Origin of the sequence: Paraburkholderia phymatum (assembly GCF_040965635.1) — a bacterium.
Taxonomy (GTDB): domain Bacteria; phylum Pseudomonadota; class Gammaproteobacteria; order Burkholderiales; family Burkholderiaceae; genus Paraburkholderia; species Paraburkholderia phymatum_B.
Genome location: NZ_JBFRCH010000031.1, coordinates 13,936 through 28,828, shown reverse-complemented (window position 1 = coordinate 28,828; position 14,893 = coordinate 13,936). Strand labels below are relative to the sequence as shown.

At 61.6% G+C, this 14,893-nt stretch carries 13 protein-coding genes; 8 read left to right on the top strand and 5 right to left on the bottom strand.

Annotation, left to right across the window (positions count from 1 at the left end; all coding sequences use genetic code 11):
• Positions 1–3: 3 nt before the first annotated feature.
• From AB4Y32_RS32215 to AB4Y32_RS32205, 3 genes are read right to left on the bottom strand one after another with little or no spacing between them, the layout of a single operon-like run.
• Entirely contained in the window at positions 4–2,088 is a 2,085-nt protein-coding gene (locus AB4Y32_RS32215) for an FUSC family protein (protein ID WP_368725196.1), read from the bottom strand.
• Between the two features lie 8 nt (positions 2,089–2,096).
• Complete coding sequence (gene mdtN, locus AB4Y32_RS32210) at positions 2,097–3,149, bottom strand: multidrug transporter subunit MdtN (RefSeq protein WP_368725195.1); 1,053 nt, start codon at positions 3,147–3,149, stop codon at positions 2,097–2,099.
• Positions 3,150–3,162: 13 nt separating this feature from the next.
• Positions 3,163–3,438: a YtcA family lipoprotein gene (locus AB4Y32_RS32205; protein ID WP_368725194.1), complete on the bottom strand. Its 276-nt coding sequence runs from the start codon at positions 3,436–3,438 to the stop codon at positions 3,163–3,165.
• A 184-nt stretch (positions 3,439–3,622) separates the two neighbouring features.
• Here AB4Y32_RS32205 and AB4Y32_RS32200 point away from each other — a divergent pair, with 184 nt between their 5' ends.
• On the top strand, positions 3,623–4,012 hold the full coding sequence (locus AB4Y32_RS32200) for a potassium channel family protein (RefSeq protein WP_368725193.1): 390 nt from the start codon (positions 3,623–3,625) through the stop codon (positions 4,010–4,012).
• Between the two features lie 412 nt (positions 4,013–4,424).
• On the opposite strand, the gene AB4Y32_RS32195 is transcribed toward AB4Y32_RS32200, so the two are convergent.
• Positions 4,425–4,667 (bottom strand): hypothetical protein, encoded by a 243-nt coding sequence (locus AB4Y32_RS32195; protein ID WP_368725192.1) that lies wholly within the window; start codon positions 4,665–4,667, stop codon positions 4,425–4,427.
• 316 nt (positions 4,668–4,983) lie between these two features.
• Here AB4Y32_RS32195 and AB4Y32_RS32190 point away from each other — a divergent pair, with 316 nt between their 5' ends.
• Positions 4,984–6,378 carry a cytochrome ubiquinol oxidase subunit I gene (locus tag AB4Y32_RS32190; RefSeq protein ID WP_368725191.1) on the top strand — a complete coding sequence of 465 codons (1,395 nt, stop codon included), beginning with the start codon at positions 4,984–4,986 and terminating at the stop codon, positions 6,376–6,378.
• Positions 6,379–6,410: 32 nt separating this feature from the next.
• Positions 6,411–7,391 (top strand): cytochrome d ubiquinol oxidase subunit II, encoded by a 981-nt coding sequence (locus AB4Y32_RS32185; protein ID WP_368725190.1) that lies wholly within the window; start codon positions 6,411–6,413, stop codon positions 7,389–7,391.
• Between the two features lie 434 nt (positions 7,392–7,825).
• On the opposite strand, the gene AB4Y32_RS32180 is transcribed toward AB4Y32_RS32185, so the two are convergent.
• Positions 7,826–9,121 carry an NAD(P)/FAD-dependent oxidoreductase gene (locus AB4Y32_RS32180; protein ID WP_368725189.1) on the bottom strand — a complete coding sequence of 432 codons (1,296 nt, stop codon included), beginning with the start codon at positions 9,119–9,121 and terminating at the stop codon, positions 7,826–7,828.
• A 463-nt stretch (positions 9,122–9,584) separates the two neighbouring features.
• On the opposite strand from AB4Y32_RS32180, the gene AB4Y32_RS32175 reads away from it, so the two are divergent.
• The 5 genes from AB4Y32_RS32175 to AB4Y32_RS32155 all read left to right on the top strand — a co-directional run bounded on the left by AB4Y32_RS32175 (position 9,585) and on the right by AB4Y32_RS32155 (position 14,875).
• The gene (locus AB4Y32_RS32175; protein ID WP_368725188.1) at positions 9,585–10,400 is read left to right on the top strand and encodes a 3-hydroxyacyl-CoA dehydrogenase; all 816 of its coding nucleotides are present in this window, start codon (positions 9,585–9,587) and stop codon (positions 10,398–10,400) included.
• A 21-nt stretch (positions 10,401–10,421) separates the two neighbouring features.
• On the top strand, positions 10,422–11,399 hold the full coding sequence (locus AB4Y32_RS32170; RefSeq protein ID WP_368725187.1) for a 3-hydroxyacyl-CoA dehydrogenase NAD-binding domain-containing protein: 978 nt from the start codon (positions 10,422–10,424) through the stop codon (positions 11,397–11,399).
• A gap of 84 nt (positions 11,400–11,483) precedes the next feature.
• Positions 11,484–12,704: an acyl-CoA dehydrogenase family protein gene (locus AB4Y32_RS32165; RefSeq protein ID WP_368725186.1), complete on the top strand. Its 1,221-nt coding sequence runs from the start codon at positions 11,484–11,486 to the stop codon at positions 12,702–12,704.
• Between the two features lie 61 nt (positions 12,705–12,765).
• Positions 12,766–13,617: an enoyl-CoA hydratase-related protein gene (locus tag AB4Y32_RS32160; RefSeq protein WP_368725185.1), complete on the top strand. Its 852-nt coding sequence runs from the start codon at positions 12,766–12,768 to the stop codon at positions 13,615–13,617.
• A gap of 34 nt (positions 13,618–13,651) precedes the next feature.
• The gene (locus AB4Y32_RS32155; RefSeq protein ID WP_368725184.1) at positions 13,652–14,875 is read left to right on the top strand and encodes a CaiB/BaiF CoA transferase family protein; all 1,224 of its coding nucleotides are present in this window, start codon (positions 13,652–13,654) and stop codon (positions 14,873–14,875) included.
• Positions 14,876–14,893 lie beyond the last annotated feature (18 nt).

Genomic DNA, 14,893 nt, shown 5'->3' with positions numbered 1-14,893 from the left:
CGCTCATTCGACGGTCCCGGTATCGGCCTGATGAACGCGCCACGACGGCAAGGTCTGAACCTGCCCGATCAGACGCGTCGCGCGCACAGTCAATCGCTGATACGCGCGCCTCGCTGCATCCGTGAGCGGCCCTTCATGATCGATGCCCAAATCTGTCGCAAGCAGATCTGGGGGAACGGGAGCCGGTGCGCGCACTGCCTCCGGGCGGTCAGTCAGATCGCTGGCGTAACCTTCAAGCAATGCGCCGGCCGTCTCAGCCCCGGTCATCGCGGCGCCGTGCGCGCGACTGTCCCCGATCGGTTGCGCGCGTCGTTCTGCATCGAAGGCGTCCGCTGCGAGGAATATCTCGCGGGTCTGCGCTAGTATCGTCTGGACGTAATGCTGGAAGCCTTCGTGCTGCCCTTCGCCCATTTGCCAGCCGGGCTCCAGCGCGACGCGCGCGGCCATCGCCTCACAATCTCCGAGTTCGGCCCAGAGCGCAGTCGGCGTAACCGCGTCGCCCGGCTGCCGCAACCGTGCCGCGAGACTTCGCAGCAGACGGGCGACACGTTGGCGGAGCGCCTCGCCTTCCGCCTCCGGCCATAGCGAAGCATGAACGACAACCGATATCAACACCCCTAACAGGATGCCGACCATCCGATCCCGAATCCCGGTAAGGTCCGTTACGGGCCCGAACTGTTCGAGCAAGACGATCGCGAACGTGAACATGAGCTGCGTGCCGGCATAGCTGGTCCGTTCCGATCCCGCGCTTACCCATGCACCAACCGCGATGACGGGCAGTGACATCAGCAGCAGGCCGACAATGCCATCAATGCGCGGCACTACCCACACCACCATCGCGAGCGCGCTCACGCTGCCGAGCGCTGCGCCGCCAATCCGCAGGACCGCGCGCCGGCTCGACGCGCCGAGGCTCGGTTGCGCAACGATCAGCGATGTCAGCATGATCGTGTGAATACCTTGCCAGTCTGTCGCGAGGTAAAAGAAATATCCGGCCATTGTTGCGAGCAGTGTCTTCAGCGCGAACTGCACGTAGACCGGATTCGAGAACGCGTCGGGAACAAGAAAACGCCCCTTTTCCCGTTTCGTTTCGCTCGACTCGGGCGCTGCCGACCGGCTGGCGAATGCGAGAAGCGCGTCTCGCATCTGCTGCAACGCGCCGGGCATCAGCTCGTCCGCAACGTTCGTGAGCCGTTCCGGCACGGTGAAGCGCCCGCCCGTCCGGATCGCATGGCCGAGGCGCTCGCACGCGGCACGCAGCGCGGACGGCACGCCGGCCGGGATTTCCGCCGTGCTTTCAGGCAGATCAGCCGTCGCCGCATGCAAACGCGACACGGTCGTGACGAGCGCCAGATGAAACCCCTGGTGCGTGCGGTAATCGGCGTCCCGCATCATCGAGAACTGCAGCAATCTTTGCAGCATCAGTATTCCGCTTTGGACTTGGCGCGCGTCAGGGACGCCAACCGCCCGCGCGCCGCGCTCAAGGTATGCGAGTCCTGCATCAACGGTTGCAAGTTGTCCGAGCATGCCGTCCTGGAGTTGCTGCATCGGTTCGACAGGCAGACATAACGTGTTGATCAGCAGCGTGATCGCAATCGCGTAACTGACGGCAACCCAGATCCAGAGCGCGAGGCGTACGAGCGCTTCCGCGTTATCGGTCAAATCGACGAACGACTGGAAGTAGATGACGACAATGCCGACCAGGAAGAAAGCGGCGCCAATTTTCGCGACCCGCATCATGTAGACACTGAAAAGGAACACCGCTGCCGACAGCAGTATTCTGAGCAACGGGTAGTCGTACGTCAGCTTGATCACAAGAATCGCAATGCCGACGGCCAACGTCACGCCGATGATAAACACCAGCCCGACAAGGCGGGTCATCACCACGTTCGACTGCGTGACAAGGAAAACGGCGATTAGCGACACCGCGAGAAACGGCACCTGCAAGGCCATCGATATCGTAATGACGAGCGCACTCCCTGATACGCAACGCAGCATCACGTTCGCACGACCCGGCTGAACGCGAATCTCGTCGCCGAGAAAGCGGACGAATTGCGTGACGCCCGGCGGGAAATATCCGGTAGCTTGCATGAGTATCGTCATCTCGCGGTTGCGGGGGCGCTGCGATTGAGGGTAGCGACCGCAGACGTGCCAAGGCGAAACAGTTCGGGATCGGGATTGCGCACGGCAATCTTGACGGGAAAGCGTTGCGACACATGCACCCAATTGATCGTGCGCTGTACGTTCGGCAGTCCCTCTTTCACCACGCCACCATCATCCGGCAGCACGCCATAGCCGACCGAATCGACCGTGCCGTTGAAGCGCCTGGCGGTGTCGCTCATCAGGTACACCGTGGACGGCGTGCCTGCATGGACCTCCTTCAACTCCGTTTCCCGGAAGTTGGCGACGACGTACCAATGCCGGGTATCGATCAATGTAAAAACGGGCTTTAATGCCGACGCGAACTGACCAACGGTCGTGCGCAGTGAAACCACACGGCCGTCGAAGGGCGCGCGCACCTCGGTGTACTCGAGGTTCAGTTCCGCAATGGCAATCTGCGCCTTGACTTCGGCGCGCTGCGCGACCAGCGCATCGACACCGCTGACGGCCGCGCTAGCTTGCTTCGCCTCGCGCATCGCGGCATTCAGCTCTGCCTGCGCGGAGCGCTGTGCGGTGCGTGCGCGATCGACTTCCTCCGCCGATACATAGCCTTGCGCGAGTAGGGGTTTCGTTCGGCGCAGTGTATCCGCGGCCTGGCTCGCAACCGCGCGGGCCCGCTCGACGACAGCCTGCACAGAGTCCGCGTTGTATTGCTGCGCGTTCACCGAGCGTTGCGTCAAAACGATCTGGTTGTTGAGCGTGTCGAGTCGCGCGCGCGCCTGATCGAGCGCAGCCTGATACGGACGCGGGTCGATCCGCAACAGAAGATCGCCTTGCCTGACAGCCTGATTGTCGTGAACGGGAAGTTCGATGATCCGGCCGCTGACTTCCGGAACGACGTTGATCGTGTCGGCGTAGACGTAGGCATCATCTGTTTCTGGCGCACGATCGAGCCGCCACAGGACGACACCTAGCAACGCGACGGTCATCAACACGATCACTGTGGCAGGGAGATATTTCGTGCTCCGCATCGGGCGAGGATTGTCATTCATTTGCGGCCACGCATTACGAACGTGGGAAAAAGATCAACCATGTCGCCATCGCAAGCAGCGCGCTCAGCGCCGGATAGCTGATGGCGAGCGGCACGAGCGTCGAACTCGCACCGCTTCGGTTCATCGCGAGGTGGACAACTATCGTTCCGGCGACGCCGCCCACGATGCAGAACAACCAGTCTGGAAAGGCTGCGCCCAGCAGCGGGATCGACGGCGCCAATGCGCAGCCGCCGAGTAGCACACTGGACATCGAGATCAATGCCCGATTGACGATGTTCGATAAGCTCATTTTGGGTCGTCATCCTCCTCCCCGCCCAATCTAGGACGTGCATCGCGCGGCCGCAATTACACCTTGGGCTTAGCACACGCCCTCTCGCGGATACGGAGCCGTCGCTAACACCATCGTGCAATAGCGATTTGCCCCGCCTTCAACCTATGCTCGCTTAATGGAAGAGAGTTTTCGGAATCGATCTATGGCGGCGAATGTCGGGAATTCCACGCACGTCCCTCTGAAGGCCGGCTGCCTGTTCACGGAGTTTGCGAGAACCCTTTGGCAACTGCGTGCACCGCTCGCAGTGCCGCTCGTGCTATTTCTTGTGCTTTCGACCGTCATGTATTACGTCGGTGGCCCCGTCGAACCGGGAAGCAAGATCCCATCTTCGTTTGGACAGACTCTTTACTTCTGCACGATTACTGCGCTGACGATCGGGTACGGGGACATTGCGCCCACCACAATTCTCGGCCGGATCGATTCGATATTGCTCGGCATGCAAGGTGTACTGCTAACGAGCATGGTCATAGCTGCGTTCGTGCACGCAATCCAGGAGACCGCGCGCCGCACAGGCGGACAACGCAGCGGCTAAGCCAATCCCGCTTTCCGCATGCAAGCGAGCGATGCTCATGCTGTTTTACAAGAACCACCAGCTCACTCGCAACACACTATCGAGCCCGTCATGACGCCAACAGGTTGACAGCATCGCGGTGAGAAGAATGGCGGTGACAATGGACGCGAGAATCGCACGAGCGGGCGGCGTGAGCGGTCCGTCGACAAGGACGGACCAAAGTCTGGTACGCATCACAATCTCCTCAGGCTTCGTTGATTCCTTCCGCCGCGTCCTGCCGGCCGGGAGCATGCTTCGCCGGACTGCCAACGCCGGAATGTCGCCCGTGCCGGGGCGCCGCCTCGGTAAGCGCGTCCGACGGATTGCGCGCCGCACGGCGAAAGCCGCTCGATGCGCGAACGGCGGAAGCCGAATGCCTCGTTGTCGCCGTTCATCACAGAGTCCTCCACGCAGACATTGCCGGCCGTGCTTGCGCAGGCGGATAGACATTCCACGAACCGTCATCGTGACGAAAGAAGAAGATCGACAGAAGACCGCCCGAACCCATCGCCTCGACGCACACGCAGTGCCGATGCACCCGCGTGCGATAGAACCGCAGTACGTGCACGGGTCGCGCCAGCGTAGGCGCGAACCATTTGTCGATGGCCCAGTGCAGTGTCTTTCCGGTCGGGTTCATGGTGATCTCCTTCGTCATCGTCTGCTTCGAACTTCACTTGCGGGTTCATGCTGCTCAGGCTGCGCTCACAACGCAGCAAAGGCTTCCCTTTGCGAACCAATCTAGGCTGTACCAAAGCGAGCCGCAATTGCACTTTGGGTGAAGGACGAGTCGACAGCTCTTCCCTTAGCTGTGGAGGTGCCCTGACACCATTGTTCAATTGAATCGCGCACCGATGCCCGTCTAAAGTTCCTGTCATAAGCAACGCTTGCCGACGCTGTACAGATCGGTCTCCGCCAAAAGTGGTACTACTCACCGCCGCAATGGGATGATCATCATGCTGACTGACGTACTCGACCTCTCACGCGCACAGTTCGCGATGACCGTTATCTTTCACATTCTTTGGCCGATCCTGACAATCAGTCTCTCGGCGTTCCTGCTGCTGATCGAAGCACTATGGATGCGCACCGGGGACGTGATGTACTACCGTCACGCCCGCTTCTGGAGCAAGCTGCTCGTGCTCAACTTCACGGTCGGCGTAGTCACTGGCATTCCGATGGAGTTTCAGTTCGGCACTAACTGGTCCGGTTTCTCGCAGTTCAGCGGCCAGTTCGTCGGCAACATTCTTGGTTTCGAAGGCGCAATGGCGTTCATGCTCGAAGCCGGATTCGTCGGCGTGATGATGCTCGGCTGGGGACGTGTGCCACGCGGCGTCCATTTTTTTGCCACGACGATGGTGGCGCTCGGATCGAGCATTTCTGCGTTCTGGATCATGGTCGCGAATTCATGGATGCAGACGCCCGCCGGCTACGCGGTCGTCAACGGCAAGATCGTGGTGACGGACTATCTGGCGGCCATCTTCAACCCCGACATGGCGTGGGGCGTCTCACACATGTGGATGGCCGCGATCGAAACGGGCATGTTCGTGATTGCGGGCATCTCAGCGTATCACCTGCTCCGCCAGCGACATGCCGAGTTCTTTGCGCGTTCGTTCAAGATCGCACTCGGCGTACTTGTCTTCGTTGCGCCGATTCAGATCTGGCTTGGCGATTCGAGCGGCGTGAGCGTGTTCGAAACGCAGCCCGCCAAGGGCGCGGCGATCGAAGGCCACTGGCACACCAATGCGCCGGGCACGGGCGCTTCGTGGTCGCTGCTCGCATGGCCCGATCAGAAATCGCAACGCAATGACTGGTCGCTCGAAGTCCCTGGCATGCTGAGCGTGCTCGGTACGCACTCGCTGCACGGTCAGGTGAAGGGTCTCACGGACTTCAGGCGTGAAGACCAACCGCCGATGATTCCCCTGCTCTACTACGCATTCCGCCTCATGGCAGGCATCGGCTTCGCTTTTATGCTGCTCGCATTCTGGACAGCCTATGCGCTGCGCAAAGCGCGCGGCAGTCTTGAGCGCCTTGTCGCGCAGCGCAAGCTCCTGCTCGCATGGGTGTTGTGCATCCCACTGCCCTACCTGGCTGTCGAAGCCGGGTGGATCGTCCGCGAGGTGGGACGTCAGCCATGGGTCGTCTATGGCCTGATGCGAACCAGTCAAGCGGTGTCGGCAGTGCCCGCGGCTTCTGTGACGGCCAGCATGGCGATGTTCTTCGCGTTCGACGTCGTCTTGCTCGTCACCTTTTTCGCTCTCGCGCGGACCTGGCTCAAGCGCGGACCCGATCTGACTGACATGCCGCCAGCGGCCACGCTGGTCGAGTCACAGACGGCGGTGAGCGGCTACTGACCCGCCTTCTTTAACTGAAGCGAGATAATCCCATGGACAGCACCACTCACTCTTTGCTTGCCGTAACGTGGTTCGGGCTGATCGGCCTGATGCTGGTCTTCTACGTCGTGACGGACGGATTCGACCTCGGGGTGGGCATACTCACCCTGCTCAGAAAGCGCGAAGACCACGACGTGATGATCGAGACGATCGGTCACGTGTGGGATGCGAACGAGACATGGCTTGTCGTGGTCGGCGGCGGCCTGTTCGGCGCGTTTCCCGAGGCCTACGCGATCCTGATGCAGGACCTCTATCTACCCGTCATGGCGATGATCGCCGGCCTGATCATGCGTGGTGCTGCCATCGAGTTCCGCCATGGTATCCAGCATGGAAGGCTATGGGACACCGTGTTCGGCGTGGGCAGCCTCATCGCGGCACTTGCGCAGGGCGTCGTACTCGGCAAGGTGATAACGGGCTTCGTGCCTGGCGGGTCCAGCACGGCGTTCATCACTGTGACAGCCGTCGGCGTAGTGACAGGCTATACATTGCTCGGCACGACCTGGCTCGTAAGGAAGACAGTTGGCGCGCTCGAACATTGGGCCCGGCAGTTTGCCTTGCTGAGCGCGAACCTGAGCGTGGCTGCCGCCGTCGTGCTCACCGCGGCAACCTGGATGGACGGTGTGGTCGTCCGTGCGCGCTGGTCCCAGCCGGGCGTGCTCGCTCCGCTTGCGATACTGGGGTTGCTCGCCGTGCTGTCGTATGTCTGGCTCGTCACCTCGCTCTATCGGAGAAGCGACCGCGCGCCCTTCGGGGCAGCGGTGACGCTCTTCATCGTGTCGTTCGCGGGCCTTGTGATCAGCCTCTATCCCGACTTCATTCCGGGCCGGCTCACGGTCTTGCAAGCCGCATCAGACACGCTGACACTCGCGTTCATGTTGATCGGGATTGGCCTCGTGTTCCCGGTGATGATCGGCTACAACCTGTACCAGTACTCGATTTTCCGCGGCAAGGTGATCGACAAGACGCGCGCGTGAACATGGGCGACGCCGCGCTGCGGCAGCGTTTAGAAACGCCGCCCTTCAAAGCCGTTGGCACACCATTCTCTTCCCTCGTCGATACGACGTTGTCGGTCCAGGCCGGCCGGGCACTATGTCAAGCCGGCGTTTTCCACGCCTCAAACTTTGTCCGACGTCTGCCAGGATGCGATTCCGCATCAGCAGCGTCCGGTTACCCATAGCACGCGTGAAACGCTCTGAAAGGCGAAAGAACTTGCAGAAGGATGGAGACCATTTAACCTTCGGGCGTTAACAACCGGGATCCTTTCAGTCGCGAACCGCATCCCGTCGCAATGGGCGGGATGGGTTGCATCAAGCGAGTTAGCCGCGTCGCCAGGAAGAAGGCCATCATTGCGATGGCAAGGTCGATCGCGGCGTGTGTGAGCGAAGACCGATGTTCACGAGAAAGCCTGTCAAGCGAGCCGAATATCAGGTTGAGCCAGCCCGTTGATCTGTTCCGCTGTCCAGAGCAGCGTTGCTCTGCGAAACCCGTGCAGCGCCTGTTGATGACGCCGGTACAACATCGCGTGACTGAGCTGGGCGAGTCTGCCGCGAATGAGCCCTCCGGGATAGAAGCCAAAGCGCCCGAGTGTGCCGAACGCGTCGTAGTCGCTCAATGACACAAGCGAACCAAAATCCCGGAATTTAAAGCCAGGAAGAGGCTTGTTGTGACGGACCCATTCAGGCAGGTAGCGCGCGAGATGCTCTGCCTGCTGGGTAGCCACCTGCGCGGTTGGAGGAAGCGGTCGCTGCGCGCCTTCTGGCGTCAAGGCCGCGCAATCGCCGAGAGCAAAAATGTTCTCATCGTGTAGAGCCTGTAGCGTGCCCGACACCACGATCTGGTTCGCCCGGTTGGTCGCGAGGCCAGCTAGCCCGTTCATGAAATCGGGTGCCTTGACACCAGCAGCCCATACCATTAAATCTGCTTCGGCAAGCTTCCCGTCTCCATACCGAAAGCCTCCCGGCTCCACGGATGAGACACCCGTCGAGGTCATGACGCGAAAGCCGATTTTCTCGAGTCGTTGCTGGCTAGCTGACGAGATCTCCGGTGGGAATGCCGGAAGCACGCGTGGTCCAGCCTCAAGAAGAGTCAGACTCAGCCTTTTTCTGATCGTGGGATCGCCATAGCTGCCAGCGAGTTCGAAAAGGTGACTTAGCTCAGCCGATAACTCGACCCCAGTCGCACCTGCGCCCACAATGGCAACCCGGAGTTCCTCATCCTTGACAACAGAGCGAAGAGCACGTTCGCGCAACGCGACGTTGAACGTCTCTGCCTGCTGTTGGCTGTCAATGAGATGGCAATGCTCCATGACGCCAGGCACGCCAAAATCGTTCGCGCGGCTGCCTATGGACAGCAACAGCACATCGTACGGAACTGTTCGGGGCTCGAGCATCAAACCGCCCTCGTACGCGCTGATCCCAGCAAGCTGGACTTCGCGCAGTTGCCGGTCTAGTCCGCACATCTCTCCCGGTTGATACGTGAAGCCGTGTTGACGCGCATGTGAAAGAAAAATCACGCGCTGCTGATTCACATCGCGCGTACCGGCCGCAATCGTGTGCAGCATCGGCTTCCATATGTGCGTCGCGCTCCGGTCGATCAGGGTGACGGTAGCCTCAGCCGTTCGGCCCAGCCGGTCGCCGAGCCTGGTTGCAAGCAGAATCCCGGCGATTCCGCCACCTACGATCACGATACGAGTTGGCTTTTTCATGGCAGTTACTCAATGAATGATGGACGACTTCCGATAGAAATACTTCCCTATCCGAACCAATTTACGGTTCGCCCCGTGCGGTCGCAATTGAACTTTGGGTTAGGTATGACACGACATTCCTTCCCACTGATACGAAGGTGTCGTTACACCATCGGCCAATTGAATCGCGCACCGCTGACCGCCTAAAGTTCCTGTCCATGAGCTACGTCTCCCAACGCCGGCGTCGCTCAAACGTAGCCAGTCCCACAACGTCATCGGGGCATGGCGTGCCTCCGGGATCGACGACGCCGATAACCCGGCGGCATTCGGCCTCTGCCTGACGTTCAGTGCCCCCATTAATTGCAGCGACACGAAAGGACATGCAATGACTCTGACCAATGCAAACAGAAGCAACGTTTCTCAGGAAGCGATCCGCACCGGACGATTGTTTCTCCTCGAATTGAGCGGCGGCCGCATTCACTCGATGAATCCCGACGGCTCCGACCGCAAGACGATTGTCTCGGACTGTCACATGCCCGACGGCATCGTCGTCGATACGGATGCCGGTCATATCTATTGGACCAACATGGGTTCGGTAGGCGCTCATGACGGCTCGATCGAGCGCGCCGACCTCGACGGCAACAACCGCGCGGTCGTTGTCCCGCAAGGCATCACGCATACGCCGAAGCAGATCCACCTCGACAAGGATGGCGGCAAGCTCTACTGGTGCGACCGCGAGGGCATGCGCGTGATGCGCGCGAGCGTCGACGGTTCTCGAATCGAAACGCTGGTCGAGGCCGGGCACGGCGACCATGACCGGCACGACCAGACCAAGTGGTGCGTCGGGATCACCCTCGATCCGAAGCTCAAGAAGATCTACTGGACGCAAAAAGGCCCGGACAACGGCGGCCAGGGCCGCATCTTCCGCGCAAACCTGGATATCCCCTATGGCGAGACTTCGGCGACCCGCTCCGACATCGAGGTGGTGTTCGACCAACTGCCGGAACCGATCGACCTCGAGCTCGACGTGAATAACCGCATCCTCTATTGGACGGACCGTGGCGATCCCCCGCGCGGCAACACCGTCAATCGTGCCCCCATCGACGAAACGGCGGCACCGGAGATCGAGATCACGCACCTGCTGGAAGGGATCGGCATCGCGCTCGACGTTGCCGGCAACCGGATGTTCTTCACGGACCTGGGCGGCTCGGTTTATTCAGCAGATCTCGATGGAAAGGATGTGCGCAACTTCCTCTACGCTCAGGGCAATCTCGCCGGCATCGCCTATGCCGAAGTCTGATCAACGCATTGGAGACATCACATGACCGACACCAAACCTATTCGCCGAATCGCCATTATCGGAACGGGCGTGATCGGCGCGAGCTGGGCCGCGCTGTTTCTCGCCAGGGGACTGCACGTCGTTGCGACGGACATTGCTCCGAACGCGGAGGCCTCATTGAGGAAATTCGTGGAGTCCGCCTGGCCGGCGCTCACGAGATTGGGGCTCTCGCCCGGAGCGTCGCTGACCAACCTGACGTTTACGCCCGTGCTCGAGCAAGCGCTCGTGGGCGCGGACCTGGTCCAGGAAAACGGGCCTGAGAGGATTGACTTCAAGCAGAAGCTCTATGGGCAACTCGACGCGCTGCTGCCTGCCGACGTGATCATTGCATCGAGCTCGTCGGGGCTCACCATGAGCGAAATCCAGAAGGGCGCCGCGGCGCATCCCGAGCGTTGCGTCATCGCCCATCCGTTCAATCCGCCGCACCTGATCCCGCTGGTCGAAATCGTCGGCGGAGCCACGACCTCCGGGGAGACGATCCGGCGTGTAGATGAGTTTTATACGTCGATCGGGCAGCGGACGGTGCGGGTCAACAAGGAGATGCCCGGCCACGTCGCAAACCGGCTGCAGGCCGCATTGGCGCGCGAGGTCTACTACCTCGTCACCGAAGGTGTGGTGAGCGCCGCCGACGTCGACACCGCCCTGTGCTGGGGCCCGGGCCTGCGCTGGGGGTTGATGGGCAACATGATGCTCAACCATCTTGGCGGCGGTCCGGGCGGCATCGAGCACTTCTTCCAGCAGTTCAGCGGCCCGATGATGGCATGGTGGAAGACACTCGGCGCGCCAGTGCTGACCCCGGAAGTGCAAAAGACGCTAATCGACAGCGTCCATGCCGAGGTCGGATCGCGCTCTATCGAAGAGCTGGAGGCGGAGCGGGACGCGTTGCTGCTCGGTCTGCTCGAACTGCGCCACGAAGTTAGCAGGTCGAACCAGACGAAATCGATCGCGCCCGTAGTGTAAGCCTAGGCGCAACCGCCGGGTCGGTCACTCGACTGACGCGCCCTCTTTTTCCGTCTTTCAAGCCACAGCAACAGGAATCGCAAAATGCCTAACGCAGCCACGGAAAGCAAGATCACCGCGAAGCAGCTTCCGCCGCCGAACAGTGATTTCTATCACTACGCAGACACCTTGAACGGAGACGAACGAGCGATTCTGCAGAGGGTGCGCACGTTCATGGAGTCCAAAGTCGCGCCCATCATCAACAAGTACTGGGTCGAGGACGCCTTTCCGTTCGAGCTGCTGCCTGCCGTCAAGGAGTTGAACCTCGGCGGCCTCGGCATCCAGGGGTACGGCTGCGCCGGCGGGAGTCAATTGCTGGTCGGCCTTATCGGAATAGAAATGGCGCGGGTCGATGCATCAATCGCGACCTTCTTCGGTGTCCACAACTTCCTGTCGATGGGTTCGATCGCGCTCGCTGGATCGGAGGAGCAGAAACAGAAGTGGCTGCCGCCGATGGCGCGCATGGAAAAGATCGGCTGCTTCGGGCTGACCGAGCCACTGGTCGGCTCGGGAGCCGGCGGCGGCCTGACCACGACGGCGAAGCGCGAAGGGGACACCTGGGTCCTGAACGGCCAGAAGCGCTGGATCGGCAATGCGCCGTTCTGCGATATCTCGATCATCTGGGCGCGCGACGTCGACGACAACCAGGTCAAGGGCTTCATCGTCGAGAACAAGACCACGCCCGGCTTCAGCGTCGAGAAGATGGAGAACAAGATCGCGCTCAAGGTGGTCCAGAACGGTCAGATCACGATGAAGGACTGCCGGGTGCCGGAAGCAAACCGGCTCGCATCGGGCGCCCAGTCCTTCCGCGACACCGCGCGCGTGCTGCGTGGGACGCGGTACTACGTGGGATGGGAATCGACAGGATGCGCGATGGGCGCCTACGAGCACGCGCTCAAGTACGCACAGGAGCGATTGCAGTTCGGAAAGCCGATCGGCTCGTTCCAGCTCATTCAGGACCTCCTTGCGAAGATGCTCGGCAACATTACTGCCTGCCAGGGCATGGTGGTTCGCACGGCACAGCTCGCGGACGAAGGCAAGCTTACGGACCAGCAAGCGGCGCTTTCGAAGGCGTTCACGACGTCCAAGGCGCGTGAGACGGTCTCCTGGGCGCGAGAGCTGCTCGGCGGCAATGGCATTCTCGCCGACTACAACGTCGCGCGTTTCTTTGCCGATGCGGAGGCCCTCTATTCCTACGAGGGCACGTACCAGATGCAGAACCTGATCGTCGGCAAGGCGATCACCGGGTTCAGCGCGTTCATCTGATACCGCACTAGCGCGCCGGCGCGCCTTTCGCCGGCTCACGATCCGGAAAGAGAAATCAACCATGTCATCAACAATCATGACACTCGCATCTTCGCCATCAGCAGTGCTTGTCGATTCATCGACGGCAGGACCGACGCTGGCAAACGTCCTGTACGAGAAGCGCGGCGCGATCGCCTATGTGACCGTGAACCGGCCTAAGGTGCTCAACGCCCTGAACACGCAGACATGGAACGATCTGCGAACTGCTTTCGAAGATGCACGGGAGGATGTTGCCGTGCGCGGCGTCATTCTCACCGGCGCGGGCGACAAGGCCTTCATCGCCGGTGCCGACATCAGCGAGCTTGCGCACGCGACTGCGATCGAAGCGGAGCAGTCGAGCCGCTCAGGTCAAGCAGTGCTCGACCTGATCGAGAACCTTGGCAAACCCGTGGTCGCGGCGATAAACGGCTTTGCACTCGGCGGCGGCTGCGAGACGGCAATGGCTTGCACCATCCGTATCGCCGTGGAGCACGCGAGGCTCGGTCAGCCCGAGGTCAAGCTCGGATTGCTTCCCGGCGGCGGCGGAACGCAGCGGCTGCCGCGCCTCATCGGAAAGGGCCGCGCGCTCCAGCTGATTCTGTCCGCAGAGGCCATCAGCGCGCAGGAGGCCTGGCGCATCGGGCTCGTCAACGAGGTCGTTCCGGCAGCCGATCTGATCGCGCGTGCGGAAGCCATCCTGAAGACGATCGCTTCGAACGCTCCTGTCGCTGTGAAGCTATCGCTCGAAGCGGTAAACAAGGGATTCGACGCGGGCCAGAGCGAGGGCCTCGCCCTCGAAGCCTCCTACTTCGGGCTGTGCGCCGGGACGGAGGACAAGAAGGAGGGCACGTCCGCCTTCCTCGGAAAGCGCGCGCCCCAGTTCTGTGGCCGCTGAAGCCGCCCCAACGCAATCCACTCAGAGACATCCAATGCCCAATGACAACATCTTCTCCGGCCTGAAGGTCCTGGATTTTTCGACCTACGTCGCCGCCCCGGGCGCCGCGGTGGTCCTCGGCGATTTCGGCGCCGATGTGATCAAGGTCGAGCCGCCGCAAGGTGACGCGTGGCGGTACAGCCACAAGCTTCCGGTCCTGCCGCATTCCGAGGAGGCCTACCCGTGGCATCTGGCCAACCGCAACAAGCGCAGCCTCACGCTGGACCTGAAGTCCCCGAGCGCACAATCAGTTGTGCAGGAGCTCGTGAAGTGGGCTGATGTGTTCATCGTCAACACCCCACACGCGGCGCGCAAGAAGCTGGGACTCGAATACGAGACCGTGGCAGCGTGGAACCCGCGCCTGATCTACGCGGATCTGACGGGTTTCGGCGAAAAAGGGCCGGACGCTAACCTCCCGGGCTTCGACCTCACCGCCTACTGGGCGCGCAGCGGCCTGCTATCGATGACCCGCGACGCCGGCGCGCCCCCAACCTGGCCCGTGAGCGGCAGTGGCGACAACGCCACGGCCATGGGCCTGTATTCGGCGATCGTCACGGCGCTCTACCGGCGCGAGCGGACCGGCAAGGGATCGTATGTCACGACCTCGCTGCTCGCCGAAGGCGTGTGGTCGGCGAGTGTGTCGATCCAGGGCGCGCTCGCCGGCGCCACGTTTCCGCCGATGCACGACCGCAAGCATCCGGCCAACGCCGCGATGAACGTCTATCAGTCGGCCGACGGCGCCTGGTTCGTCCTTGTCGTCACGCCCGACAAGCTGGCTGCGGTAGCGAACGCCATCGGCCGAGCGGACCTGCTTACGGACTCGCGGTTCGCCGACCCCGCGAAGATGGTCGCCAACATGCCAACGCTCACAGGCATCTTCGACGAGCTCTTCGCCTCCAAGCCGATGGCGCACTGGCATGAGGTGTTTGGCGGCGTGCACGTGACGTTCGGCGAGGTCCGCGGACCGCAGGAGGTGATCAACGATCCCCAACTTGCGGTGAACGGAATCGTCGTCCCGCTGGAGGGCGCAGGCAAGCTGACCTCGACGATCAGCAGCCCGTTCCAGGTGCATGGCGTTGACAAGGTGCCGGCGCGGCGCGGCCCCGATCTCGGCGAGCACACCGACGAGATCCTCCGTGACCTGGGATTTGACGCGAAGGGCATCGAGGACTTGCGCGCGAGCGGTGCTGTGCCGAAAGTCAACGAGCACGCAGCCTGACACAGGACAGAGAGAAAG

Bases quoted from the DNA above. Each gene is read 5' to 3' on its own strand.
- AB4Y32_RS32200 (WP_368725193.1), top strand. From the start codon at position 3,623: ATGGCGGCGAATGTCGGGAATTCCACGCACGTCCCTCTGAAGGCCGGC.
- AB4Y32_RS32155 (WP_368725184.1), top strand. From the start codon at position 13,652: ATGCCCAATGACAACATCTTCTCCGGCCTGAAGGTCCTGGATTTTTCG.
- AB4Y32_RS32185 (WP_368725190.1), top strand. From the start codon at position 6,411: ATGGACAGCACCACTCACTCTTTGCTTGCCGTAACGTGGTTCGGGCTG.
- mdtN (WP_368725195.1), bottom strand. From the start codon at position 3,149: ATGAATGACAATCCTCGCCCGATGCGGAGCACGAAATATCTCCCTGCC.
- AB4Y32_RS32170 (WP_368725187.1), top strand. From the start codon at position 10,422: ATGACCGACACCAAACCTATTCGCCGAATCGCCATTATCGGAACGGGC.
- AB4Y32_RS32180 (WP_368725189.1), bottom strand. From the start codon at position 9,121: ATGAAAAAGCCAACTCGTATCGTGATCGTAGGTGGCGGAATCGCCGGG.
- AB4Y32_RS32175 (WP_368725188.1), top strand. From the start codon at position 9,585: ATGAATCCCGACGGCTCCGACCGCAAGACGATTGTCTCGGACTGTCAC.
- AB4Y32_RS32160 (WP_368725185.1), top strand. From the start codon at position 12,766: ATGTCATCAACAATCATGACACTCGCATCTTCGCCATCAGCAGTGCTT.
- AB4Y32_RS32195 (WP_368725192.1), bottom strand. From the start codon at position 4,667: ATGAACCCGACCGGAAAGACACTGCACTGGGCCATCGACAAATGGTTC.
- AB4Y32_RS32165 (WP_368725186.1), top strand. From the start codon at position 11,484: ATGCCTAACGCAGCCACGGAAAGCAAGATCACCGCGAAGCAGCTTCCG.
- AB4Y32_RS32215 (WP_368725196.1), bottom strand. From the start codon at position 2,088: ATGCAAGCTACCGGATATTTCCCGCCGGGCGTCACGCAATTCGTCCGC.
- AB4Y32_RS32190 (WP_368725191.1), top strand. From the start codon at position 4,984: ATGCTGACTGACGTACTCGACCTCTCACGCGCACAGTTCGCGATGACC.
- AB4Y32_RS32205 (WP_368725194.1), bottom strand. From the start codon at position 3,438: ATGAGCTTATCGAACATCGTCAATCGGGCATTGATCTCGATGTCCAGT.